At 57.8% G+C, this 24,312-nt stretch carries 21 protein-coding genes; 4 read left to right on the plus strand and 17 right to left on the minus strand.

Translation table 11 applies throughout. The annotated features are described in order from the left end of the window. Positions 1 to 41: 41 nt before the first annotated feature. The 6 genes from dsrP to ACI0FJ_RS14555 are packed head-to-tail and all read right to left on the minus strand — an operon-like array spanning position 42 to position 5,623. A complete protein-coding gene (gene dsrP / locus ACI0FJ_RS14530; RefSeq protein ID WP_424304615.1) occupies positions 42 to 1,199 on the minus strand; it encodes a sulfate reduction electron transfer complex DsrMKJOP subunit DsrP in 1,158 nt (385 codons plus the stop codon). 11 nt (positions 1,200 to 1,210) lie between these two features. Next, positions 1,211 to 1,987: a sulfate reduction electron transfer complex DsrMKJOP subunit DsrO gene (gene dsrO / locus ACI0FJ_RS14535; protein ID WP_424304616.1), complete on the minus strand. Its 777-nt coding sequence runs from the start codon at positions 1,985 to 1,987 to the stop codon at positions 1,211 to 1,213. 2 nt (positions 1,988 to 1,989) lie between these two features. Further along, on the minus strand, positions 1,990 to 2,379 hold the full coding sequence (dsrJ, locus tag ACI0FJ_RS14540; protein ID WP_424304617.1) for a sulfate reduction electron transfer complex DsrMKJOP subunit DsrJ: 390 nt from the start codon (positions 2,377 to 2,379) through the stop codon (positions 1,990 to 1,992). Positions 2,380 to 2,392: 13 nt separating this feature from the next. After that, positions 2,393 to 4,003: a sulfate reduction electron transfer complex DsrMKJOP subunit DsrK gene (dsrK, locus tag ACI0FJ_RS14545; RefSeq protein WP_424304618.1), complete on the minus strand. Its 1,611-nt coding sequence runs from the start codon at positions 4,001 to 4,003 to the stop codon at positions 2,393 to 2,395. 13 nt (positions 4,004 to 4,016) lie between these two features. Then, positions 4,017 to 5,048 carry a sulfate reduction electron transfer complex DsrMKJOP subunit DsrM gene (gene dsrM, locus ACI0FJ_RS14550; protein WP_424304619.1) on the minus strand — a complete coding sequence of 344 codons (1,032 nt, stop codon included), beginning with the start codon at positions 5,046 to 5,048 and terminating at the stop codon, positions 4,017 to 4,019. Between the two features lie 5 nt (positions 5,049 to 5,053). Beyond that, positions 5,054 to 5,623 carry an RsbRD N-terminal domain-containing protein gene (locus ACI0FJ_RS14555; RefSeq protein ID WP_424304620.1) on the minus strand — a complete coding sequence of 190 codons (570 nt, stop codon included), beginning with the start codon at positions 5,621 to 5,623 and terminating at the stop codon, positions 5,054 to 5,056. Between the two features lie 277 nt (positions 5,624 to 5,900). Between ACI0FJ_RS14555 and ACI0FJ_RS14560 the strand changes: the two genes are divergently transcribed. From ACI0FJ_RS14560 to ACI0FJ_RS14575, 4 genes are all read left to right on the plus strand, one after another. Next, positions 5,901 to 6,500 (plus strand): VOC family protein, encoded by a 600-nt coding sequence (locus ACI0FJ_RS14560; protein ID WP_424304621.1) that lies wholly within the window; start codon positions 5,901 to 5,903, stop codon positions 6,498 to 6,500. A 927-nt stretch (positions 6,501 to 7,427) separates the two neighbouring features. Then, positions 7,428 to 9,062 carry a sigma 54-interacting transcriptional regulator gene (locus ACI0FJ_RS14565; RefSeq protein ID WP_424304622.1) on the plus strand — a complete coding sequence of 545 codons (1,635 nt, stop codon included), beginning with the start codon at positions 7,428 to 7,430 and terminating at the stop codon, positions 9,060 to 9,062. A gap of 295 nt (positions 9,063 to 9,357) precedes the next feature. After that, positions 9,358 to 10,473, plus strand: a complete 1,116-nt coding sequence (gene ald, locus ACI0FJ_RS14570) for an alanine dehydrogenase (protein ID WP_424304623.1) — start codon at positions 9,358 to 9,360, stop codon at positions 10,471 to 10,473. 72 nt (positions 10,474 to 10,545) lie between these two features. Then, complete coding sequence (locus ACI0FJ_RS14575) at positions 10,546 to 11,934, plus strand: alanine/glycine:cation symporter family protein (protein ID WP_424304624.1); 1,389 nt, start codon at positions 10,546 to 10,548, stop codon at positions 11,932 to 11,934. 135 nt (positions 11,935 to 12,069) lie between these two features. On the opposite strand, the gene ACI0FJ_RS14580 is transcribed toward ACI0FJ_RS14575, so the two are convergent. The 11 genes from ACI0FJ_RS14580 to aroA form a co-directional block, all read right to left on the minus strand. Next, positions 12,070 to 13,301 (minus strand): IS3 family transposase gene (locus ACI0FJ_RS14580; RefSeq protein WP_424297970.1). Its coding sequence is split into 2 segments (ribosomal slippage): positions 12,070 to 12,947 and positions 12,947 to 13,301, totalling 1,233 coding nucleotides; the frame shifts between segments, so codons are not numbered across the junction. A 406-nt stretch (positions 13,302 to 13,707) separates the two neighbouring features. Next, positions 13,708 to 14,997, minus strand: coding sequence for a phenylacetate--CoA ligase family protein (locus tag ACI0FJ_RS14585; RefSeq protein ID WP_424304625.1), 1,290 nt, complete (start codon positions 14,995 to 14,997; stop codon positions 13,708 to 13,710). Positions 14,998 to 15,269: 272 nt separating this feature from the next. Next, positions 15,270 to 16,031, minus strand: coding sequence for a tryptophan synthase subunit alpha (trpA, locus tag ACI0FJ_RS14590; protein ID WP_424304626.1), 762 nt, complete (start codon positions 16,029 to 16,031; stop codon positions 15,270 to 15,272). Positions 16,032 to 16,035: 4 nt separating this feature from the next. Continuing rightward, positions 16,036 to 17,217, minus strand: a complete 1,182-nt coding sequence (gene trpB / locus ACI0FJ_RS14595; RefSeq protein ID WP_424304627.1) for a tryptophan synthase subunit beta — start codon at positions 17,215 to 17,217, stop codon at positions 16,036 to 16,038. A 391-nt stretch (positions 17,218 to 17,608) separates the two neighbouring features. Next, complete coding sequence (locus tag ACI0FJ_RS14600; protein WP_424304628.1) at positions 17,609 to 18,229, minus strand: phosphoribosylanthranilate isomerase; 621 nt, start codon at positions 18,227 to 18,229, stop codon at positions 17,609 to 17,611. Beyond that, the gene (locus ACI0FJ_RS14605) at positions 18,214 to 19,020 is read right to left on the minus strand and encodes an indole-3-glycerol phosphate synthase TrpC (RefSeq protein WP_424304629.1); all 807 of its coding nucleotides are present in this window, start codon (positions 19,018 to 19,020) and stop codon (positions 18,214 to 18,216) included. Before ACI0FJ_RS14605 ends, ACI0FJ_RS14600 begins: the two co-directional genes overlap by 16 nt. Then, positions 19,010 to 20,011 (minus strand): anthranilate phosphoribosyltransferase, encoded by a 1,002-nt coding sequence (gene trpD / locus ACI0FJ_RS14610; RefSeq protein ID WP_424304630.1) that lies wholly within the window; start codon positions 20,009 to 20,011, stop codon positions 19,010 to 19,012. Before trpD ends, ACI0FJ_RS14605 begins: the two co-directional genes overlap by 11 nt. Positions 20,012 to 20,024: 13 nt before the next feature. Then, positions 20,025 to 20,597 (minus strand): anthranilate synthase component II, encoded by a 573-nt coding sequence (locus ACI0FJ_RS14615; protein ID WP_424304631.1) that lies wholly within the window; start codon positions 20,595 to 20,597, stop codon positions 20,025 to 20,027. Then, entirely contained in the window at positions 20,581 to 22,017 is a 1,437-nt protein-coding gene (locus ACI0FJ_RS14620) for an anthranilate synthase component I family protein (RefSeq protein ID WP_424304632.1), read from the minus strand. The genes ACI0FJ_RS14615 and ACI0FJ_RS14620 overlap by 17 nt, the downstream gene beginning before the upstream one ends. A 125-nt stretch (positions 22,018 to 22,142) precedes the next feature. Beyond that, positions 22,143 to 22,958 (minus strand): prephenate dehydrogenase/arogenate dehydrogenase family protein, encoded by an 816-nt coding sequence (locus ACI0FJ_RS14625; RefSeq protein WP_424304633.1) that lies wholly within the window; start codon positions 22,956 to 22,958, stop codon positions 22,143 to 22,145. Continuing rightward, positions 22,955 to 24,295, minus strand: a complete 1,341-nt coding sequence (gene aroA / locus ACI0FJ_RS14630) for a 3-phosphoshikimate 1-carboxyvinyltransferase (protein ID WP_424304634.1) — start codon at positions 24,293 to 24,295, stop codon at positions 22,955 to 22,957. The genes ACI0FJ_RS14625 and aroA overlap by 4 nt, the downstream gene beginning before the upstream one ends. Between the last annotated feature and the right edge of the window lie 17 nt (positions 24,296 to 24,312).

Genomic DNA, 24,312 nt, shown 5'->3' on the forward strand with positions numbered 1-24,312 from the left:
GAGTCCAGAGGCGGAGCCTTTGGTCCCCGAAGGGCTGTGCGCTAGCGCACTTCCTTTTTAATGCTCAGTGCGACCTTGTACAGCACGGAGATCACGAACATGCCCGTGGCGTAAACGGCCAGGGTAATCATGATTTCCTGCAGGGTCGGGGTGTAGGGTGTGAACCCTTCGAACATGTTGGGTGTGAAACCGCCGATAAGCAGGCCCACGCCCTTGTCCAGCCAGGTTGCCAGCACCAGCAGAATCAGCGCCCAGGGCAGCAGCTTCTGGTTATCCCGCAGTTTGGGCGGAATAAGCATGATAAGCGAGGCAATGGCGGCGAAGGTGGCGATCCACATGAGGGTGGACACGTAGTTCACGTTGCCTTCCCAGAATCCCCACAAGAACTCGATAGGCAGCTTGTGGCCGGGGATGTTGGAGTAGAAGGCGGTGAACACTTCACACAGGAACAGGAAGACGTTGACGCACATGGCGTAGGTAATGGTCTTGGTGAGTGTCTTTTTGGCAGCGTCGCTCACGCGGAAGTCGGTCGTCTTTTCCAGAACCGTGGCTACCAGCAGCAGAATGGCCGGACCGGCGCAGAATGCGGAGGCCAGGAAGCGGGCTGCCATAACGGCGGTAAGGAAGTAGTGACGGCCGGGCAGACCTGCGTACAGGAACGCCGTAACCGTGTGGATGGACACGGCCCATACGATGGACAGGTACACCAGGGGTTTGACCCACTTGGGAGGCATGACCCGCTGGCGGGTGCAATCAAGCGTTACCCAGCCCACGACGAGGTTCAGGAACAGGTAGCCGTTGAGAACGATCATATCCCAGAACAGCACCGAGTTGGGTGTGGGATGGAAAATGATGTTCATCATGCGCTGGGGCTGACCAAGGTCGACCACGACGCTGGCGAGACAGATGATGATCGCTCCGATGGCCTGGAATTCGGCCAGGATGATCAATTCCTTGTATTCTTTGTAATGATGGAAGTAGTAGGGCAGAACCAGCATAACGGCTGCTGCGGCAACGCCGACCATGTAGGTCAGCTGGGCGATGTAGAATCCCCAGGATACGTCGCGGCTCATGCCGGTAACGGTCAGACCGTGTTGCAGCTGATTCATCCACGCCAAGCCACCCACGCCCATGACGACGAGCAGCAGGAGCAGCCAGGCCCAATATAACTTGCTTCCTTTCAATGCAGTCTCAAGCATGGCGAATCCCCCTAAATGAGATAATAGACGTTAGGGTTCGTGCCAAGGCTGGGCTTGCGCCGAATGGAGTAGTTCTCCTTCAGCACTTTCCGCACTTCGGAGTTGGGATCATCCAAGTCGCCGAAGATGAGCGCGCCTTTGGATGCCTCGACACAAGCGGGCATTTTGCCTTCTGCCAGGCGCTCCGCACAGAAGTTGCACTTTTCCACAACGCCTCTCATGCGTGTGGGATAAGTCTTGTTCTCGTGCTTGAGGTACGGCCGCGGGTCCATGAAGTTGAAGGAACGCGCGCCGTAGGGGCAGGCGGCCATGCAATACCGGCAGCCGATGCAGCGGTGCATGTCCATGATGACGATGCCGTCACTTTCACGCTTGAAGGTTGCCTGTGTGGGGCAGACCCGTACGCACGGTGGCTCCAGGCAATGGTTGCACATAAGCAGGTATTCCTTGTGCTCTGCGCCTTCTGCCTGGAAAGGGTTGTGCTGTTCCGGGAAAACGTGCTCCATCGTGTCGGTCCAGATCCACTTGATATCCTGGTTGCCCGGGATGTCGGGCACGTTGTGGAAGCTGTGACAGGCTTCGATGAGTGGCTCGAAGTCTTCCTTGTGGTTCAGCTTGCGTGTGTCGATGACCATGGCCCAGCGTGTGGCGTGGAGCTGTTCCTTGCGGGGATGCACGGGCTCCTTGCCGCCGGTGTTGGCCATGGCGCGGACGGCCGGGGCTGCCAGCGCGAGTCCCATGAGGGACGCACCGGTGTATTTTATGAAGCTTCTTCTGCTGTTATTCATGCCTATTTCTCCTCCTTGGGAGCGATGTGGCAATCCCAGCAATAGGGCGACACGGAAGCTGCATTGTGGCACTTGTCGCAGAACTGTTCCTTGCTCACATGGCACTTCATGCAGGTGTTCTGGAGGCTGATGACGTACTCTTTGTGATTGGTCTGGCTTACGTAGACGCGTTTGCCGTCGCGAATTGCCCAGTCACGCCATTCGTTGAGCAGTTGCATATGGTTTTCGCGCATCCATTCCGTATCCTCCACGCACTGTGTAGCGACGCTTTCGGGCGGAAGTTGCAGCTTGGGCTGTTCAAACGTCTTGGTTCCCAGGTTGGACCACAAGGGGAAGGTCACAAGCCCGAGGAAGACGATGAGCCCGACAATTATCTTACTGCCGTGGTACATGGATTACTCCCTCCTATTCCTCTTCAAAGGGCTCGCCGCGAAGGTCGAATTCCCGCTTGTTTTGGCCCTTGAGGTTCAGCGCGTTGGCTACCAGCTCGTGGACACCGGAAATCTGGACGCCGGGCGCCCAGTAGTCGGCCAGGGGGATCAGAGTTGCCCGGTCGATGGCGCAGATGCAGGACATGAGGTTCACGTCGTGCTGGCGCTGCACATGACGCAGGGCGTTGCCACGTGGCAGGCCGCCGCGCATGCGGATTTCCATGATTTCGTCGGTGTTCAGACCGGAGCCGCCGCCGCAGCAGAAGGTCTGCTCGCGTGTGGTCTGGGGGGGCATCTCAAAGTAGTTGTTGCATACGTTCTTGAGAATGTAGCGGGGCTCTTCCAGCAAGCCCATGGCACGGGCCGGGTTGCACGAATCGTGAAACGTGACGCGGTGCTTGTTGTTGCGTTCGGGCGAGAGGTCGAGCTTGTTGTGCTTGATGAGGTCGGCTGTGAATTCGGCGATGTGCACCATCTTGGTGGCTGCGGCGTTGTGGAAGACCGTGCCGGTGATGGGGCTTTTGGGAGTGATCATGCCACTGTGCTGCATGTACCCGTTCATGGTGTCCATGTACTGGTTGATCACGCGCCACATATGGCCGCATTCGCCGCCCAATATCCATTTGCAGCCCAGGCGTTCGGCCTCGGCGTACATTTTGCCATTGAGCTTCTGCATGGTGTCGGCCGTGGTGAACAGGCCGAAGTTGCCGCCTTCGGAAGCATAGGTGGACAGGGTGTAGTCCAGGCCGATGGCTTCGAAGAGCATCAGGTAGCCCATGAACGTGTAGATGCCGGGGTCGGCGAACACGTCGCCCGAAGGCGTGATGAAGAGGATCTCGTGACCCTTTTCGTTGAAGGGCGGGTTGATGCGCACGCCCGTGTATTCCTCGATGTCGTCGCAGAGGAATTCCACAATGTCCTTGAAGGCGTGGGGCTGGATGCCGAGGTGGTTGCCGGTGCGGTTACAGTTGGAAACCGGCTCCATGATCCAGTTGATGCCCAGACCGACCTCGTGCATCAGTTCGCGGGCCATCATGGTGATTTCCGCGGTATCGATGCCGTAGGGGCAGTACAGGGAGCAGCGGCGGCATTCCGTACACTGGTAGAAGTAGAGGAACCATTCCTTGAGGACGTCCTCTTCCAGCACGCGGGCGCCGTTCAGCTTGCCCAGGATTTTGCCTGCCATGGTGAAGTCCTTGCGGTAGACCGAACGAAGCAGTTCGGCGCGCAGGACGGGCATGTTTTTGGGGTCGCCGGAGCCGATAAAGTAGTGGCACTTGTCGGCACAGGCTCCGCAGCGCACGCAGATGTCCATGAAGACTTTGAGCGAGCGGTACTTGTCCAGGCGTTCGCGGAAGGCGCGATGAATGATGTCCTGCCAGTTTTCAGGCAGTTTCCAATCCTCTTCGCCGGGATTCCATTCCCTGGCGTTGGGAAACCCCAATTTTCCATAAAGGTCCGGCTTGGCCGGATAGCACCAGTTGCCCGGCGCGAAGTTGTTGGGCGTATCCATCCACCCGGTTTTGGGCGGATTGTCGTAATTGACGTTTTGGAGCAGCTCTTTTGGCTTAAGGTCGAATCCCATGTGGCTATCTCCTCTACTCCTGCTTGTCCGCCGCGGGGAGCGGCTTGTCTACGGGAAGACCGGCTTCCACCATGGCTTCCCGGAAGTCGTCTTCATAGGCTGCGTAGCTGTGCGGAGCGACTTTGTTGTTCCAGGGGTTTTCGTGGTGTTTGAAGCGGGTGTCGTTGGGCATATTGCGTGTGGGCGAAAGGAATACGCCGCCCATATGCATGAGCTTGGAGAAGGGGAAGTAGGCGAACAGCACGCTTACCAGGAAAATATGCACATAAAATGATGCGGAGATATTTTCCGGGATAACCGGGTGAAACGTTACCAGCCCCATGGTCAGTTCCTTGATGGCAATGATGTCTACCTTGGCGAAGTAACGCATGTAGATGCCGGAAAGAGCAATGCTCAACAGCAGGAACAGTGCGAAAAAGTCCGCGGCGTTGGACAGGTAGCGGATGCGACCGCTGAACATACGCCGTCCAAGCAGAAACAGCAGGCCGACGATGATCATCAGGTCGCTCATGTACATGACAGGAGTGGCGATCTGCATGATGCCGTCGACAAATTCAATGCCCGTAACAAATCCCAGCACCGGTTCCGTGAAAAGACGGAGGTGGCGCAGCAGGATGACCAGAAAACTGTAATGGAAAATCAGCGCGAACGCCCACAGCCATTTGGCAGAAAAGTATGCCACAATGGGGCGTTCACCGTCCGCCTCTTTGTACAGAACGGACTTTGTGTTGCGAAAAAGGGAGCGGAAGCAGAAAATTTCGAAAAACATCCTGATGATAGTTCCGCGCACCGTAGAGGGGTTGTCAATACAGTTGTGTTCGATCCAATCGAACGACTTCTGCTGTCCCCCCGTGGTGGGGATGCGGAACGGCACCGGCGATTTCGCCCACCCAATCACCTTGCGCACAAATCCGACCACAAAGATAGCCACCGCAACGTACGGGATGGCAATGGCGAACAGGCTGCTCAAATGGGCACCCTGCACTCCGATCAATGCGACCAAGATGAGCGCGAAGACGAGAAACAACGAGTAAAATGCGTTCATCTACCCTACCTCTCTTTGTCTTGCACCGGCCCCTCCGGAACAATGGGCGTCAGCCCTTTATCCATGGAGGGTTCCTCACACACCAATCCCGCCTTTCTAAAAAGCATGTGGTGCGTTCGCTTGTATTCCTGCACCCGCATGGAATACACATGCTCTCTGGCCTTGGTGTAGATATCGAACGCCATCAGGGCCATGTTGTCCACACGTCCGTCCAGTGTTACGAGATCTTCCCCCAGATTCTCCTTCCTGATCTGGGAGCCCAATGCCTCACGCACCGCTTTTTTGAAAAGGAAAACAAAGGACAACGCCTTGCCCGGCGTAAAATCCTGTACGGCCCGAATCTTGACGATGTCTTCCAGATGGGCGCAGATGTCCTGGGCGTTCTCCCAGGCCAGCATGCCATCTATCAGCTTATCCAAGGCTTCGCGAAAGGTCGCGCCCACCGGATTGGTGAACTGATCCTTGTTGCTTTTCCAAAGCCTGGCTGTCTCCTTGGGATAGGTTTCAAGCACAAGCTGGTTCCAACGGGCAAGCACGTCCGCCTTGTTTTTCGCCACAAGCTCTAACAGTGTCATAGGATACGTAAACTCGCTTTGACGACGAGAAAGAAACCGACCACAACGGCCGAAGTCGCAGACTCACACATTTCGTGGCCGAAATGTGGGCGTACTGCGCGTAAATTATCGTTCTGAGTGCAATACGTTGCCATGTGCGAATCGTCAAGGCGCTTGTGCGAAAATGCACGACACTCAGCATCCTTAGGCCCTTTATCGATAAAAAAACTGGTCATTGAATCAAGCGTGGCGAACGCGTATGATTAGGCATTTCAAAAACGCAAAAAAGGAAGTGAAGATGTCCCGATTCACCGGTATAAACCATTTGGCCATGGTTACGGGAGACATGGACGCCACCATCCGCTTCTGGCGGGATCTTTTGGGAATGCGCATGGTGGCCGGATTGGGCAGGCCGGGCTTCCGCCACTATTTTTTCGAAATTAGCGAGCACGACATGATCGCCTTTTTCGAATGGCCGGATGTGGAACCTCTTAAGGAAAAGGACCACGGCGCTCCTGTCAAAGGGCCCTTTGCCTTCGACCATATCGCCTTAGGCGTGGCGTCGGACGATGACCTCTGGGAACTCAAGGCCAAGCTGGAGGCCGCGGATATGTGGGTCTCCGAGATTATCGACCATGGGTTCATCCATTCCATCTACGCCTTCGATCCCAACAATATCGCCATAGAATTCAGCGCCGAAGTGGACTCCGTGAATGTCCGGGCCCATCCGGTGATGGCGGACCGGGAACCGGGTGAGATTGCCCGGGAAGGCGCGGAGCCCCAGCCGGGTGTCTGGCCGCAGCCGGGCGCGCCCGTGCCGCTGGAAGAGCGCGTGGTGTACCCTGGCGAAGGGGTGAAGATTGCGGAAAAAATGAAGCGCGACAAGGACGGCGAATAGCACTGAGTCCGCACGTGCTCCCTATTATATATGTATTACAGGCAGGGGGGCGCCGGGAGGCTTCCCGGCCCCGAACTGCGGACAACGGCACGAGAGTGCCGCAGCCCTGAAGAAAAGTTATCCCGCATATCAGGAGCTCCGCGCCAGCCCTGAGCTTTCCTCACGGCGTCCGGTCTTTCGCCACACACCTTTTTGAGCAGCCTGCCAGATTGAATTTTGTAATCAATCTGAGGCCGGGACTTCCTGGCCTTTCGTTTTTCTTGGCGGCCCTTTGCATCCCCTTGCAGTGGAGCGCATCGTGAATGGGCCCGTCCTCTTTGCAGGCGTCGGCCAGCTGCGAAGAGGTATTTTGATAAAAATACTGCCACCTCGTTTCGTATTTCTCAATCCATCATTTTGCAGCGGGTTTTTCAGCCTTTTCCAGAGCGTGTCTGTCTGTTTTTTTGCGCTCTTTTCGGAGAGGTTTTCCTATTAATTCAAGATTCTGTAACAATTTGGCCTGATGATGGGGGTCGTCAAATAGGCTAGAATATATTATGCTTACACAATGAGCAAAGGGCGGAGATGGCCTGTAACAGCCTGTTTACACATAAATGGCATATCTCCGAAAATGTAACTCCATCGTATTGTTCATAAAATTTTACACAAATGAAAGCATAACTCTTTGAATCCTCTGGTGTAGAATACGAAAATCATAAGAGCGCTCGACCTGAAAAGGGATGCGCGGAAGTGAAAAAAAATGCCGAAAATCATAAGGCGTGAAAAAAAGCAGAATTTCGGGCCGAGTCAAAGCTCTGTTTTTGTATCGTATATTGCTATGTTCTCTGGGTAATTACATTAATTATAACGTGAAAAAAGAATATTGCGTATAAAATGAAGATTTCGGATATAGATTTTGTCGAGAGGTCCGGCAGGGGGTTGTCCGGTTTGGCTCGAAGTCTCAAATTCAAACTCCTTTTCGAAGATCGAATCGGTATCGTATACGACGTGGCCCGCCTGATGGTAGACCAGGGGCTCAATATCGTGAGCATGGAAGTGGAGCAGCAGAACGGATATGCCAAGATCGCCGTGGAAATCGAAAAAGTCGATGGCGATGTGGACAAAGACTCCCTGCTCAGCCTTTTCTCCACCCTTCCCAAAATAGAAAGCCAGGCCGAGCTGGAACGTCTGCCGCAGGAACGCCGGGAACGGTGGTACCGCAACCTCTTTGACGGCATGAGCGAAGGCGTCCTTTCCGTGGATGCCAACGGCATCATCAATGCGGCAAACAGCGTTGCCTGCCGCATTCTGGGGCAGAGCTACGAGGTGCTCATCAACTCGCACGTGAGCGAGACCACCGATCCCAAAGACTGTATCCTGGCCGAGTGTATTGCCAAGAAAATCCCCATCAACCGGCGGCGGTCCGTCAATACGGACACGGGGCGGGTGGAATATTACGGATCGGCCAAGCCCATATTCGATACCCAGGGAAATTTCATCGGTGCGGTGCTGCTGATGAAAAACCTTAAAGAGGTGCAGGCCATGGTCGATGCGGTCATGACTCCCGCGCAAATCACCTTCTCCGACTTTGTGGGCGACAGTCCCCCTGTCCGCAATCTCATCTCCTTTGCCCACAGGATCGCCAAACTCGACACCATTGTTTCCATCACCGGCGAGAGCGGTACAGGCAAGGAGCTTTTCGCCAAAGCCCTGCACTTCGACAGCGAACGCAGTGGTCCCTTCATCCCCATCAACTGTGCGGCACTGCCCGAACCCCTTATTGAAAGCGAACTCTTCGGTTATGCGGACGGTGCATTCACCGGAGCGCGCAAAAAAGGCAAGCCCGGTCTTTTCGAAGCCGCACGCAACGGCACAATCTTTCTGGATGAAATAGGCGAAATGCCCCACACCCTGCAGGCCAAGATTCTTCGCGTTCTGCAGGATGGACTGGTGCGCCGCATTGGCGGGTTTGACGAAATCCCGGTGAATGCCCGGGTGCTTACCGCAACCAACAAGAACCTTGCGGAGCTGGTCGAGGAAGGAACCTTTCGGGAAGACCTCTTCTACCGCATCAATGTGCTGACCGTGCAGATTCCGCCCCTGCGCGAACGGTTGGGGGACATTCCCCTTTTGGTGGATGCGTTTTTGCTCCGTTTCAACCAGCGGCTGGAAAAGCCCAAGCAGACACTCAGCCAGGGGGCATTGGCCAAATTGAACACCTACAGCTGGCCCGGCAATGTACGGGAGCTGCAGAATGTTATCGAACGTGCCTCCATTTTGAGCGACGGCGGGGTGATCCACAGCGATGCCATTTTGCTGAACAGCGAAGCGGCCGTCGATGGAAAGCGGGCAGCCTCCAAACCGATGAAAGGTGGCAAACGGCCACTCAAGGAATTGGTGGGGGATTATGAGATGGAAATTTTGCTGGAAACGCTCAATTCAACATCCAGCATTCGCAAGGCGGCAAAGATGCTCGGCATCTCCCATACGGCCCTGCTGAAGAAGATCGCCAAGTATGAACTTCAGGGCGGTAACAAAACGTACCACTGCGGAAAAAATATACCATTCCGAAATTTTCAATAAAATAAACAGGTTAGTATATATTCCCCTCATTTTTGGTAACAAATCGTACTGATCGTTACCACTTTCTTTCGATTCAAAGCAAAGATGCGTGCAGCGGCACCTGCAAAGTAACGGGCGCTTGTATGCATTTTTTTCTTGCTCAGCAAGAGCTTGCGCTGTTTTTTTATAAAAATGAAAATTGTGTGCTTACAATTTTATAATATGGCACGAGGTTTGCCTTAACTTCGCCGGGAGAACCTTACACGCTTTAACTGTTCCCCGCGTTTCGGGGAGCACACATCGGGAGATGGGTATAATGAAAGTTGGTATTCTCAAAGAGATCAAGGTTGAAGAGAATCGTGTTGCCATGACCCCCAGCGGTGTTGAAGTCATGCGCGCCAACGGCCATGAAGTTCTGGTTGAAAAGGCTGCCGGTATCGGAAGCGGATTTCCCGACGAAGCTTATGTGCAGGCTGGTGCAAAGATCATCGACACGCCCAATGAGATTTACGCCGAGTGCGAAATGGTCATGCATGTCAAGGAACCCCAACCCTCGGAATACGACATGGTCCGCGAAGGCCAGATCGTGTTCACCTATTTTCACTTTGCTCCGGACGAACCCCTCACCCGCGCCTTTATCGCGAACAAGTCCGTGGCAATTGCCTACGAAACCGTTGTTGGTCCGCACAACGACCTGCCCCTGCTCACTCCCATGAGTGAAGTCGCAGGCCGCATGTCCATGCAGCAGGGCGCCAAGTACCTGGAACGCAGCTTCCATGGCCGCGGCATTCTGCTGGGCGGCGTAACCGGCGTTTCCCCCGCCACTGTCGTTGTCATCGGCGGCGGCGTGGTCGGCACCAACGCAGCCCTGATGGCCTGTGGCCTGGGCGCCAAGGTGTACATGCTGGACATGAACCTGGACCGTCTGCGTCATCTCTCCGAAATCATGCCCAAGAACTGCTTCCCCATGATGAGCAGCCCCACCCTGACCCGCGAACTGGTTCAGGAAGCCGACGTCGTCATCGGTGCCGTACTGGTGGCCGGAGCCAAGGCTCCCAAGCTGGTTACCCGCGAAATGCTCAAGACCATGAAGAAGGGTGCGGTTATCGTGGACGTCGCCATCGACCAGGGCGGTTGTTTCGAAACATCCAAGCCCACCACCCATACCAATCCGACCTTTGAAGTGGACGGCGTCATTCACTACTGCGTGGCCAACATGCCCGGCGCAGTGCCCGTTACCTCCACCATGGCTCTTACCAACGCCACCCTGCCCTATGCCGTGAAGATTGCGAACAAGGGCTGGAAGCAGGCTGCCAAGGACGATTACGGCATCAAGACCGGCCTGAACATCGTGGAAGGAAAGGTCACGTTCAAGGGCGTGTCCGATGCCTTCAACCTGGAATACGTACCGGTCGAAGACGTACTGAACTAAGAATTCCTGCTTGTTTCGACATATGGAAGGGGACCTATGTTCAATTACAACATACAGGAAGGGAGATAGCGTATGGAGTTCCTGAGTTCATTGGATGCAATCGTAGGGAAAATAGGTGCATTTGCGTGGGGTCCGCCCATGCTGATTCTGTTGGTCGGAACCGGCTGCTGGCTGACTTTCGCTTTGCGCGGTTTGCAGCTGAGAAAACTCGGACATGCACTGTATCTGGCGCTGATCAAGCGCAAAGAAGAAGGTGACGAACCTGGTGATATCACCCACTTCCAGGCGCTGATGACCGCGCTGTCCGCTACTGTGGGCACCGGCAACATTGCGGGCGTGGCCACGGCAATTGCCATGGGCGGCCCCGGCGCACTGTTCTGGATGTGGGTTACCGGCCTTGTAGGTATGGCTACCAAATATGCGGAAGCCGTGCTGGCCGTGAAATATCGCGTGATTGACGAACATGGTGAAATGAGCGGCGGCCCCATGTACTACCTGGCGAACGGCCTGAAGATGCCCTGGTTGGGTACCATCTTCGCCGTCTTCGCTTCGGTTGCCGCTTTCGGTATCGGCAACATGGTGCAGTCCAACTCCATGGCCGATGCTATTGAAGCAACCTATGCCGTGCCCCATTGGGTAACAGGCGTGGTTCTGATTGGATGTACCGCAGCCGTTGTTCTGGGCGGCATCAAGAAGATCGGCAAGGTAACCGGTACGCTGGTTCCCGTAATGATCATCTTCTACATGGGTGGTGCCATGTACATCATCCTTGCCAACATCAGCGGCGTGCCCGCTGCCTTCGCTCTGATTGTGGAACAGGCCTTCAACCCCACAGCGGCTGTCGGCGGTTTCGCCGGTGCTGGCGTCATGCTGGCTATCCGCATGGGTGTTGCACGCGGCGTGTTCTCCAACGAATCCGGCCTGGGCAGTGCTCCTATCGCAGCTGCCGCGGCGCAGACCAAGAGCCCCATCACGCAGGCCCTGGTGTCCATGACCCAGACCTTCATTGATACTCTGATTGTCTGCACCATGACCGGCCTGGTGCTGATCCTGACCGGCGTATGGTCCAGCGGTGCCAACGGTGCCGAGCTGACCACCATCGCGTTCTCGGCGGGCATGCCCGGCGGCGCGCACGTGGTGACCATCGGGTTGGTTCTTTTCGCCTACTCCACCATCCTCGGCTGGTGCTACTACGGTGAAAAGTCCATCGAGTACCTGTTCGGCGTAAAAGCCGTGCTGCCCTACCGTATAGCCTTCGTCATCTTTGTGGGCGTCGGCGCGGTAGCCAAGCTCAGCCTGGTCTGGAACATCTCGGACACGCTGAACGGCCTGATGGCAATCCCGAACCTCGTGGGTCTGCTCCTGCTGACTCCCGTGGTTGTGTCTGAAACCAGAAAGTACTTTGCAGACAAGAGCGATAATTCTGCACAGGATTCCGCTCTGAGCAAGGAAGAACAGTAGGCTCTTTTGGCAGGCATCCGGGACCGGGGAGTTTTTCCCTGACGGATGCCTGCCATTTTCGGTTCCCGGCATTCCCTGTTCTTCCCTGTCCCTTGAGGCGTCCTAACTTAGGTTGACGTTTTTTGAAGGTTTCACTCAGGCTGTGGGGCTAGCCCCACAGCCTGATTCGTGTACATCGTTTGGCGTTCTCATTCCCAGGCTGAGATGTGGCCGTTGTGAGTTGTATATCTCAACGGATTCCCTCACCAGAGTATTGAGTTCCGCAAAGTCGTTGCATTTGGCAAACATAAACTCTTGCTTCAGAATACCATTCATCCGTTCCGCCAGGGCATTTTGATAGCAGTCATAACCATCTGTCATGGACGGAACCATTCCGGATTGTTGGAGCTTTTTCTGGTAAACCGAAGAAGCGTATTGGAGCCCTCGATCTGAGTGGTGAATCGTATTCACCTTCCTTCGCTTATTTTTGACTGCCGCGTCCAGTGCTTTGGTTGTGCTTTCCGCTCCGAGATCCCGACTCACGTTGTATCCCATTATCTTCCGGCTGAATGCATCTGTAACCAGCGAAAGGTAACACGTTTGCTCGCGTGTCTTTACGTAGGTTATATCGCTTACGAACACCTGCTCAGGACATTTGGGCTGAACATCTTCCAACAGATTGGGATGTTTTTTTAGCCAATGTTTCGAGTTGGTTGTCTTTGTGTAGTTCTTTCTTCGCTTGATGAGCATGTGCTCTCGCCGCAGCAGCGAAAACAATCCATCACGTCCGAGCTTGATTCCCTTTGCAGAAAATGCGTCCTTTAACAGGTAGTACAGCTTTCTGGTTCCAAGGCGGGGCATCCTGGCCCGCACGTTCAGGACCATGTTTTTTGCCTCCTGAGACATGGCTTCTCGTGCATCATGGCGTTTTTCAGCCTGATACACGGACTGCCGACTAACCCCGAGCTGCCTGCAACAAGCAGACAAGCTTATTTGTCTTTCTTTCTGAAGACTTCGTGCAGCTCGGGGGTAAGTTTTTTTCTTATTGAAGTCCCAAGCTCGCGGTCGGAAATCTCAATCATTTTATTGAGAAGCATGGTCTTGATCTTTTCTTCCTCAAGCTCTTTCTCCAGCCGCTTGATCTTCTGGGCCGGTGTTTCTTTGGCTTTTGGGGCTTTGCGGGAATGTACCATGGGCCTGCTCCAATCAAGGGTGCCGTGTTTTCTGAGCCACTTCAGCACAGTGCTTCGCCCTTGAATACCATAAAGAGCCTGAGCCTGCTTGTACGTCATCTCGCCTTTTTCAACCTGGGCCACGACGGACAATTTAAAGGCCATCGTGTAGTCACGCTGAGTTCGCTTTACTCGCTGTTTTTCTTGAGCATCCATAAAATAGGTCCTTTGGGTGTCAACCTATTTCAGGACGGGACACCTAAAAAAATAAGATCGTCTCGCGTAGCGGGGCGATCTTTTTTTTAGGGCGATTGGGCTGTTTGAAAAAGGCTGGATAGCTGCGTTACTGCTGGCTGTAGGGCTGTTTGAAAAGGTTGATAGCTTCGTTGCTGCGCATTCCTTTTCATTCCAGCCCGCGAAGCTGGGGTGGGTGGAAAGAAAAAAAGCAAAAGAAAGAGACGCCTAATTGGGCAGGCAGATAACAAACGTGCGCGAACAAGCAACGAAGTTATCGTGCGTTTATCGCCAGCCCAATAATAAAGGTTTTTGAGGGTGGAGGGGGTGCGGGGGAGGAGGGAACTTTTGCAAAAGTTCCCTCCTCCCCCGCATGCTTTCATCCGCCTTAGGCGGAATTGCGTTCGTCGATGACGCGTTTGGTCTTGGCAAATGTACGCGGCAGGTCGCCGGGGTCCACGATGTTCACATGGGGGCGAACCAGCAGATGCTTTTGCATGTATTCGCTGACAGCCTGCCCCAGGTTCTGGTCCATGTCTGCGCTGACGCCCTTTTCGCGTTCCACGGAAACCAGCATATGGTCGCGGCCTTCCTTGCGGAACAGGCGGATCTGGTATTCGCTGGAAAGTTCCTTGAAGTCCTGGAGCGCTTCCGCGATCTGTCCGGGGTAGATATTGACCCCGCGCACGATGATCATGTCGTCGGAGCGGCCCAGAATCTTGTCGTGGCGCGGCATGGAGCAGCCGCATTCGCAGGTGCCGGGCAGCAGCCGGGTGAGGTCGCGGGTACGGTAGCGGATGAGTGGGCTGGCTTCCTTGCACAGGGTGGTGATGACCAGTTCGCCCACTTCGCCTGGAGCCACGGGCGTAAGGGTTTCCGGATCGAGAATTTCCACTATGTAGCGGTCGGCCCAGTAGTGAATGCCGTTGCGGGCGGCACATTCAATGCCCGCGCCCGGTCCGTACACCTCGGTCATGCCCGAGATGTCGTGGCTGGATTCCAGCCCCAGAATCTGCTCGAAGCGTTCGCGCATTTTGGGGGTATGGGCTTCAGCCCCGAAGATGACCCGTTTGAGCGCGATCTGGTCGGTAAGGCCTCGTTTTTCCACTTCCTCGGCCATAAGCAGGGCCATGGACGCGGTGGAACAAAGCACCGTGGGTTTGAGGTCGCAGAGCAGCTGCACTTGGATGTCCAGCAGCCCCGGCCCCACGGGAACGGCCATGGCACCGAAATGTTCACAGCCCAGCTGAAAGCCCGCGCCCGCCGTCCACAGGCCATAGCCCACGCAAATCTGCATGCGGTCGGAAACAGTGCAGCCGATCAGTTCGTAGCAGCGGGCAAACATGTTTTTCCACACGTCGATATCGCGCTGGGTATAGGTCAGCACTTTGCGCTTGCCTGTTGTGCCGGACGAGGCATGAACGCGCACGACCTTTTCCTGGGGCACGGAAAGCAGCGGAAAGGGGTAGCCGTCCTTGAGGTCGCTGGCCGTGGTAAAGGGCAGGGAGGTGATGTCTTTTACTCCCCGGATGGCGGCCGGATCGATGCCCGTCTCGTTAAGGCGCTGGCGGTAGAAAGGGCTGTTGGCGTAGGCGTGGGATACGGTCCAGCACAGACCTTCATCCTGGGTGGCGGCGAGGTCTTCGGGGGTGAGATTGGGTATGAATCTATAGGCCATGATAACTCCTTTGAATGAAGGCCGGATGATTTGTGCCTCCGGCTGCGTTGCAGCGAAATTTCGTTTCGCGGGCCGTATTACTTATACTGTCCTCGCTCGCGAAATTCCCTGCGCCTTGCCGGAAACACAACTTATCCGGCCTGGACCATCGACTGTGGCCTTAAAAAAATTTTTCTTAATCGGTTGAAGGTTTTTGAAGGAGGAGGGGGTGTGGGGGAGGAGGGAACTTTTGCAAAAGTTCCCTCCTCCCCCACATTTTCCTTATCTCTTTCCTACTTGAATCTGGCCATGAATTCGGTAGGCGTGCCGTCCGCCTGGATATGGCGGATCAGTGCGCTGCCGAAGACCACGGCGTCGATCAGGTCGCCGAAGGGGGTAACCTGTTTTTTGGAGCTGATGCCGAAGCCAAGGGCCAGGGGAACGTCAAAGGCGTCTCTGGCCTGGCGCAGTTTGTCCAGAATTTCTGGTGGCAGGTCGGCCTGGCCGCCGGTAATGCCCAGCACGGACACAAAATAGGCAAAACCGGACGCACCGTCGGCATACAGCTTCATCCTCTCGGGACTTGTATTTAGCCCGACCAGGGGGATGAGGTCCAGCGGATGATGGGCAAAGGCCTTTTTGAACATGTCCGCTTCCTCATAGGGAAGGTCGGGGATGATGAAGCCGTTCACTCCGGCTTCTGTGGCGTCGTCGGCCAGTTTGTCCAGGCCGTACTGCATGAACGGGTTCACGTAGCCCATGAGGACGATGCCCGCCTTGAACTGGCCTTTGCGTTCCTTGAGTCCATCAATAAGGTATTTGAGGGTGACGCCGCGCTGCAGACATTCCTGGGCCGCCTGCTCAATGACCGGGCCGTCGGCCACGGGGTCGGTAAAGGGGACGCCTATCTCGATCACGTCCGCACCGGCCGCATCCAGTTCGGCCACATCCTCCCAGAACTTGTCCAGGTCGGGGAAGCCGCAGGGGAGATAGGGAATAAGGGCCTTGCGCCCTTGGGCCAGAGCCGCTTCTATTTTCTGTTGCAATACGCTCATAGCCCTACGCCTCCACGTCGTTGAAAAGCAGCGGTTCCACAATGCCCATGTCCTTGTCGCCCCGGCCGGAAAGGTTCACCACCACCCGGCTGCCCGGTGCTATGGAGTCCTTGTTTGCCAGCACCCAGGCCACGGCGTGGCTGGATTCCAGGGCCGGAATGATGCCTTCGCGGCGGCAGAGAATCTGGAAGGCTTCCAGGGCCTGATGGTCGTATACCTGATGGTATTCGGCCCGGCCGCTTTCGTGGAGCCCGGCGTGTTCCGGTCCGGTGCCGGGGTAGTCCAGTCCTGCGGAAATGGAGTGCGAAGGTTCTATCTGGCCGTCCTCGGTCTGGAGCAGTTTGGTCAGCGAGCCGTGCAGCACGCCGTTGGTGCCTTTGCAGATGGAGGCAGAGCTGTAGCAGCCGGGTTCGCCCGTGCCGCCAGCTTCCACGCCCACAAGGCGCACGCTTGTTTCCGGCACGAACTCGTGGAAAATGCCCATGGCATTGGAGCCGCCGCCCACGCAGGCAACGATGATGTCGGGCAGGCCGCCCGCCTGTTCGGTCATCTGCTTGCGGACTTCGCGTCCGATAATGGACTGGAAGTCGCGCACCAGCTGGGGAAAGGGATGGGCGCTGACTACGGAGCCGACACAATAGTGGGTGTCCTGCTGCCGGGCGATCCAGGCGCGCAGGGCCGCGTTGGTGGCGTCTTTGAGGGTCTTGGTGCCGGTTTGCACGGCAGTGACCTTGGCACCCAAAAGCTGCATGCGCCGTACGTTGTGGGCCTGGCGTTCCGTGTCCACGGCTCCCATGAAGACTTCGCATTCCAGATCCAGCATGGCGGCTGCCGTGGCCGTGGCCACGCCGTGCTGGCCCGCGCCGGTCTCGGCAATGATGCGCGGCTTGCCCATGCGTTTTGTCAGCAGGGCCTGGCCCATGGTGTTGTTCACCTTGTGCGCGCCCGTGTGGTTGAGGTCTTCGCGTTTGAGCCACAGCTCGAAGCCGAGGTCCTTGGACAGGTTGGGGCACTTGTACAGGGCAGAAGGCCGTCCCACGTAGTCGCGGAGCAGCAGGCCGAGTTCTTCCTGGAACTGGCGGCTGGGTACAATGAGTTCCATGGCCTGCTCCAGCTCAAGGAGAGGCGGCATCAGCAGTTCCGGCACGAACTGCCCACCGTACATTTCGTAGTATCCTTTGCGCATGTTTTCTCCTGGGGTGGATTGGTGAAAAAGGCACGTTAGCGGCGTTGCTGCACATTTTCGCTTCGCGGGCCGTATTGGCATATACTGTCCTCGCTCGCGGAAATGTTTGCGCCTTGCTTCCATACCTTTTTGCCTAATCCTTATTGTTGTGTGGATTGGTGAAAAAGGCACGTTAGCGGCGTTACTGCACATTTTCGCTTCGCGGGCCGTATTGGCCTATACTGTCCACGCTCGCGAAAATGTTTGTGCCTTGCTTCCATACCTTTTTGCCCAATCCTTGCTCTTTATTGGGCTGAAGAAATCTCTTCAGTTTTTGGGTCTGCCTGTTGTCTTTAACCGCAGGTCCAGGAGGCCGTTGCCTCCTGGCGGGGGTGCGGGGCAGCGCCCCGCCTTAACGTACCCCTGCCAATTTTCTGAACACTTCGCCGATCTTGGCGTTGTCCTTTACGCCGGGCGCGGATTCCACACCCGAGTTGATATCGAGTCCGTTGGGTTTAACGGCCAGTGCCTGGTCCAGATTGTCCGGTCCCAGTCCACCAGCCAAAAGCCATGGCAGTGGGCTGTTCAGTCCCTTGAGGATGGTGGTGTCCATGGCCGCGCCGTGTCCTCCGCCGGATGCGCCGGAGTCGAACAGAAAGTAGCGCGCGCTGGTCTGGTAGCGGCGCAGGTCGGCTTCCAGCTCTGCGGTGGTTTCGTAGCGGTCGGGCCAGAAGACCTTGATAACACGGTTTGCGCCGATGGCGCGGCAGAAGTCCGGGTCCTGGTCGCCGTGCAGCTGGGCAAGGTTGAGCTTGCCGCGCTGCATGATGTCGTTGATCTCGTCCGCGGTCTGGCTGACGAAGACGCCCACCTTGGAGGCACCGCAGGTCCGCACGTTGGCGGGCAGGGCCGGGTCGGTATTGCGCGGGCTTTTGGGGTGAAAGATGAAGCCGAGCAGGTCCGCGCCGATGCCGGTACACACGGCCACGTCTTCCAGCCGGGTAAGGCCACAGATTTTTACGAGCAGTCGCATGAGGAGTCTCCCTGTCCTGCCCGGACCAGCCTGCCCAGAAACGCGGCGGGATCGTCGGCCGCCATGATGGCGGTTCCCACCAGTACGGCGTCGTAGCCTGCGGCGGCCATGGTCTGGACGTCCGCGGGGCAGTGGATGCCGCTGGCGCTGATCCACACTTCGCCGTCCCGTTTCTGGGGGGCCAGCTGCAGGGCGTTGTCGGTATCGGTCCGCAGGGTGTCGAGGTCGCGGCTGTTGACCTGGATGATGCGGGCTCCGGCCTGGCGGGCCCGTTCCAGGTCGTACTGGTTGAATATTTCCACCACGGAATCCAGGCCGCATTCGTCTGCCGTGCGGTGCATCTCGGCGAGTTCTGCCGCATCCTTGTACATGCGCACGATGAGCAGCACGGCCGAGGCGGGCGTGGCCATGGTGGCGCGTATCTGCACGGGGTCGAACAGGAAATCCTTGCGCAGCAGGGGCAGCCCGGAACAGGCGGCCTTGGTGAGAAAGTCGAGACTTCCCTTGAAGTAGACCTCCTCTGTCAGCACGGACATGGCCGCGGCCCCGTTTTGGGCGTAGAGGGCGGCGATTTCCTTGGGCGAGGCGTGCATGTTGATCTCCCCCCTGGAGGGGGAGGCCCGCTTGTACTCGGCTATGACGGCGCAGCCCGGGCGGGAGAGCGCATCAAAGAACGAGGGGCGGGGGTGGCCCTGGAATTGGGAGAGCGGGGCGGGCAGGCGACCTGCCTCTTCAAGCTGCAGCAGCGCCCGGATTTCCTCTTCCTTGGCCTTTCTGAATTTATCCAGCATGGTTCATCACCTGGAATTTCCGTCCCGCGTCGCCGGACATGAGGACTTCGCGGGCTTTCATGGTTGCTCCGTACATGTCCTGGTCGTCTTCCAGCACCATGAGGGCGATGGTCAGGTTGAGCAGCAGCATCTGCTGCATGACCACGGGGCCCTGTCCGTCCAGCAGCTCGGCCAGCACGTCCAGGGCTTCGGCCTTGTTGTTCACCCGCACGTTGTCGGGCGTGCCGCCGCCCAGCCCGATGGCCAGGGGATCGATGACCTGTTCCTCGATCTTTCCGTCGCGCACCCAGAGGATGGTGTTGGGACCAAAGGGGCAGAGTTCGTCGTAGCCGCCGTGGCCGTGCACCACTGCGGCGGTGACGTTGTTTTCCGCCAGGGTGGCGGCCATAAGGGGCATCATGGCCTTGTTGGCAACGCCCAGAATCTGGTGGGTGGGGCGGGCCGGATTCAGCAGCGGGCCCATCATGTTGAACAGGGTGCGGATGCCCAGGGCCTTGCGGACCGGAACCACGTATTTGAAGGCAGGGTGAAAGTTGGGGGCAAAGAGGAAGGCGAAGTTGGCATTTTCCAGGGCGGCGGGCACCTCTTCGGGCTGCAGGTCCAGGCGCATGCCCATGGCTTCCAGCACGTCCGCACTGCCGCAGGTGGAGGAGACGGAGCGGTTGCCGTGTTTGACCACCTTGTAGCCCATGGTTGCCAGCACCAGGGCCACGCCGGTGGAGCAGTTGAAGGAGCCCTTGTTGTCGCCGCCCGTACCGCAGGTGTCTATGCTTGGCCCTTCCAGCCCCTTGACGAGGCGGGCGTGGTGGAGGCAGGCGGCCACGCCCGCGCCCAGCTCTTCGGCGGTTTCGCCTTTGGCGCGCAGTCCCATGAGCAGTGCGGCGGCCTGGGCTTCGGTCAGTTCGCCGTTCATCAGGCGCCCGAATGCGTCGTCGGCCTGGGTACGTTCCAGGTCGCGCCCCTGGGCCAGAGTTTCAAGAATGTCTTTCATGTCTGTTCCCTTTTCAGCTCAGAGATTGCGGAAAGTTTGCCAGGAGTTTCGGTCCTGACGGGGACAGGATGGATTCGGGGTGGAACTGCACTCCGGCCCATGGCCTGTCCTTGTATCGAATACCCATGACCTCGTTGTCGTCTTCGGCGCGGGCCGTAATTTCCAGCTGGTCCGAATTTTCCGCCGGAACCACCAGGGAGTGGTAGCGGCAAACCTGCATGGAGTCTTCCAGCCCGGTGAAAAGCCCTTTGCCGTTGTGGCTGATGGTGGACGTTTTGCCGTGCATGATGCGCTCTGCCACCTTTACCGGCACTCCGGCGAAATGGCCCAGAATCTGATGGCCCAGGCAGACGCCCAGCACGGGCACGGTTTTGGGCAGCCGGGCCAGGAACTCCAGGCAGAGTCCGGCGTTTTCCGGGTTGCTGGGGCCGGGTGAAATGCAGACCATTTCCAGATCCGGGCTTGTTGCCAGGTCCAGAATTTCGGGCCGGTCGTTGCGGATCACGTGCGGATCCCTTCCCAATACCTGGAATGCCTGTACCAGGTTGAAGGTGAAGGAATCAAAATTGTCAATAAGTAAAAACATCGCCGTCTCCCTCGCCATAGACAACCGCACGGATGACTTTGGCCTTGTTGAGGCATTCCTGCCATTCGTTTTCCGGCACCGAGTCGAAGACGAGCCCGGCTCCTGCCTGCCAGCACACCTTGCCGTCGCGCACCCACATGCTGCGGATGGTGATGCCGGTGTCCAGGTCCACGCGGTCCTTGTCCAGGCCGAGCCAGCCGATGGCGCCGCCGTAGGGGCCACGCGGGATGTCTTCCATTTCGGCGATTATCTCCATGGCCCGCACTTTGGGAGCGCCGGAAAGCGTGCCCGCGGGGAAGGTGGAAGCCAGCACGTCCAGGGCGTCGAGGTCCTCCTTGAGGTCGGCTTCCACGTAGCTGGTCAGGTGCATGACATGGGAAAAGCGTTCCACCTGCATGAAGTTCTTTACTTCCACGGTGCCGGGCGCGGCAATGCGGCCCAAGTCGTTGCGGCCCAGGTCCACCAGCATGACGTGTTCGGCGCGTTCCTTGGGATCGGCCAGCATTTCCTGGGCAAAGGCATCGTCCTTTGCCGTGGTTTCGCCGCGCGGGCGGGTTCCGGCAATGGGCCGGGTTTCCACGCGGCCGTTGGTGCAGCGCACCAGCAGTTCGGGCGAGGAGCCGATGAGCTTCAGCCCGTTGAAGCGCATATAGAACATATAGGGGGAGGGATTGACCTGGCGCAGCCTGCGGTAGAGCACAAAGGGGTCGCCCTCGAACGGGGCCTCGAAGCGGTTGGAAAGCACGGTCTGGATGCATTCGCCCTGGCGGATGAGTTCCTTGCAGCGGCTTACATTGTCCATGTAGGCCTCGCGTCCGGGGAAGATTTCGGTTTCGCCCACTCTGGGGGCTTCGGGCTTGCGCTGCAGGTTGCGGGTATCTATTTCCGGGGCCTTGGAGTCGTTGATGCTGAGGTGGCAGCAGCGGTGGTGCAGGTGGTCGAAAAGGACCACGTTGGCGGGCAGCACCAGGCTGGCCTCTATTTCCTCGGGCGGAATGGCTGGAGTCTCGCCGCTGGTCAGTTTGGGCTCGAACAGTCCGGCCATGGCATAGCCGAAATAGCCGTACAGGGCGCGGGTGATGGCTGGCAGCTTGGCGGATTCGCTGAATTCTTCGGGAGGCACGATGGTCAGCCGGCGCATGGCCTGGCGGATGCCCTGGTCAAAGGGCTGGCCGTGCAACTGGTTTATGGAGGCCACCCGGCTGTCCGAGGCCAGAACTTCCAGCTTTCCTTCCCGGCAGGTCAGGGTGAGGATGAAGTCCCAGGCAATAAGGCTGTAGCGGCCCAGGCGGCCGTCCACTTCCGCGCTTTCCAGCAGGATGCCTGGATTGTCGCCGACCAGCCCGAGATAGAGGCTGATGGGGGTCTGGATGTCTGCGGGCATCCAACGGCCCGTCTGCCGTAGTGTGATGGGTTGCATTTTTTCTCCTGGCGGCCGGTGCCTTTGCTGTCGGCTGGCCCGGGGTTGACGTGAGGTAAAAAAAAAGACCGTGCCCCCTGGGGAGGACACGGTCTTGTATATTTGCCACAAAACTGCCGTTTAACTCAGGAACCTCCCCCATCTATAGCGTCACGCCACCACCAGCCAGCGCGCTGAACGAGCAGGTCGATATCGCCACCGGCGGCAATGTTGAGATGCGAACGGAACTGCCGAACGCAATCGAGACTATAGGGGTTGGTTTCAAACATGGCTTCAAACATTTGTGCGTCGTTGTTGAGCATTTTCCTGGCCGCTTCCAGACGCCGTCTGAATGATGGGGTGATGAAGCGGTCGATATTCGGTTGTTTTGCCGTTGCCGAAAGATACGAGACGGTTGTTACAAAATTAAGTCCCTGGATGTATCCAAGAGCTATATCGTGCTCTCTTGTCGTCGTCTCAAACGGTATAAAGCCTATGTGTTGCATAAAACGGATAACCGCGTCCAGACTTTTTTTGGCGCTTTCCATTTGGGCCGGGGACATGTCGCGTCCGTACTCGTTGCCGGGGCAGACGGCCACCCGGCGGTCTTCGGGGGCGGGCAGGTTGCCGCCAAAGAGCGGATGGGTTCCCACCACCGGGCCCTTGTAGGCGGCCAGCATGCGGCGGACCGGGTTGGCCTTTACCGAGCAGACGTCGGCCAGGATCTGCTTGCCGTCCAGGTGCGGCACCACCTGGCGCAGAACCTGGGGAAAGACGGACATGGGCACACAAAGGAGCACGAGGTCCCGGCCCGGAATAAAGTCTGCCAGGTCGTCGTCGGTCATGGATTTGTCCAGACCGGCGGCGTCGAGGCCCGCCTCGCGGCAGACCTCCATGAACAGCGACCCCATCTCTCCCTTGGAGCCGATGACGGCCACTGTGGAAATCCGTGAGGAACTCATAACTTGTTGCCCTTTCGTATCTTGTCCCACTCCTGCCAGAAGTGGGGAAATGATTTGGACACGCAGTCCGGATTGTCCAGACGGACCTTGATTCCGGCCAGCTCGAAAATGGAAAAGCACATGGCCATGCGGTGGTCGCCGTAGGTGGTGAATTCCAGTTCCCTGCCCGCGGGCAGTTTGACCGGGTCGATGGACAGGCCGTCGGGGAAGAGCTTGGTATCGCAGCCGGTTTTGGCGATCTGCGAGGCCAGTGCGGCCAAACGGTCGGATTCCTTGAGGCGCATGTGGGCCACGTTGCGGATGCGGGTTGGCGAGTTGCAGAAGGCGGCGGCCACGGCCACGGCCGGGACCAGATCGGGGCACGATCCCATGTCCACGTCCACGCCTTCGCGTTCGCCGGGAGCTATGCGCAGGGTTCCGCCGTCAAAATAGACCTGGGCCCCCATCTGCTTGAAGATATCCACGGCGGCCCGGTCGCCCTGTACCGAGTCGGGGCGCAGGCCGGTCAGCTCCACGGGATGGCCCAGGAAACCGGCGGCCAGAAAATACGAGGCGCTGCTCCAGTCGGCCTCCACGCTGTATTCGCGCGGGGTGTAGGCGGCCGGTTCCACGCGGAAACGGACCTGCCCGGGCTTGAAGCCCTTCAGGGAGCGCCAGTCGGTTTCTTCATATCCCGCATCCGTGCGCTCGAAAATGCGGACCTTGACGCCGAAGTCCTCCATGGCCTGCAGGGTCAGGGCCACGTAGGGCCAGGACACGGTCTTGCGTCCGCCCAGGCCTATGTCCATGGAGGTGCGGGCCAGAGGCGCGCCCAGGAGCAGGCCGGAAAGATACTGGCTGGATTCCTCCAGATTGACCTCGTCGTTGCCTCCGGCAAAGCCCCTGGCCTCGATGACCATGGGCGGGCAGCCGGGCTTGCCCTGCCATTGGATGCGTGCGCCCTGGCGTTCCAGAACTTCGGTCAGGGCACCGACGGGGCGTTCGTACATGCGGCCCTCGCCGGTGATGCGGAAAAATCCCCGTCCGGCCGCGGCTACGGCCGTGAACAGGCGGCAGCTGGTGCCGGACTCGCGCATGTGCAGGGTGACGGGCTCGTCTTCCCCGCCCCGCATTCCAGCGGGGTTGCCGGTAACCAGCAGGGCGTCGCCGTCGTCCTGCACGGAGATGCCTCCGGCTTCCAGGCAGGCGCGGGTGGCCTTGATGTCGTCGCTCTCCAGCAGGTTGGAAATGCGGGAGACGCCGTCGGCCATGGACGCGGCAATGAGCGAACGGTGCGACACGGACTTGGAAGGCGGCGCGGAAATGCAGATGGGATCGGCATAGGTTGCATCAGACATGGTTGTTCTCTCCGTTG

Source organism: Desulfovibrio sp. 7SRBS1, assembly GCF_049723905.1.
Lineage (GTDB): Bacteria > Desulfobacterota > Desulfovibrionia > Desulfovibrionales > Desulfovibrionaceae.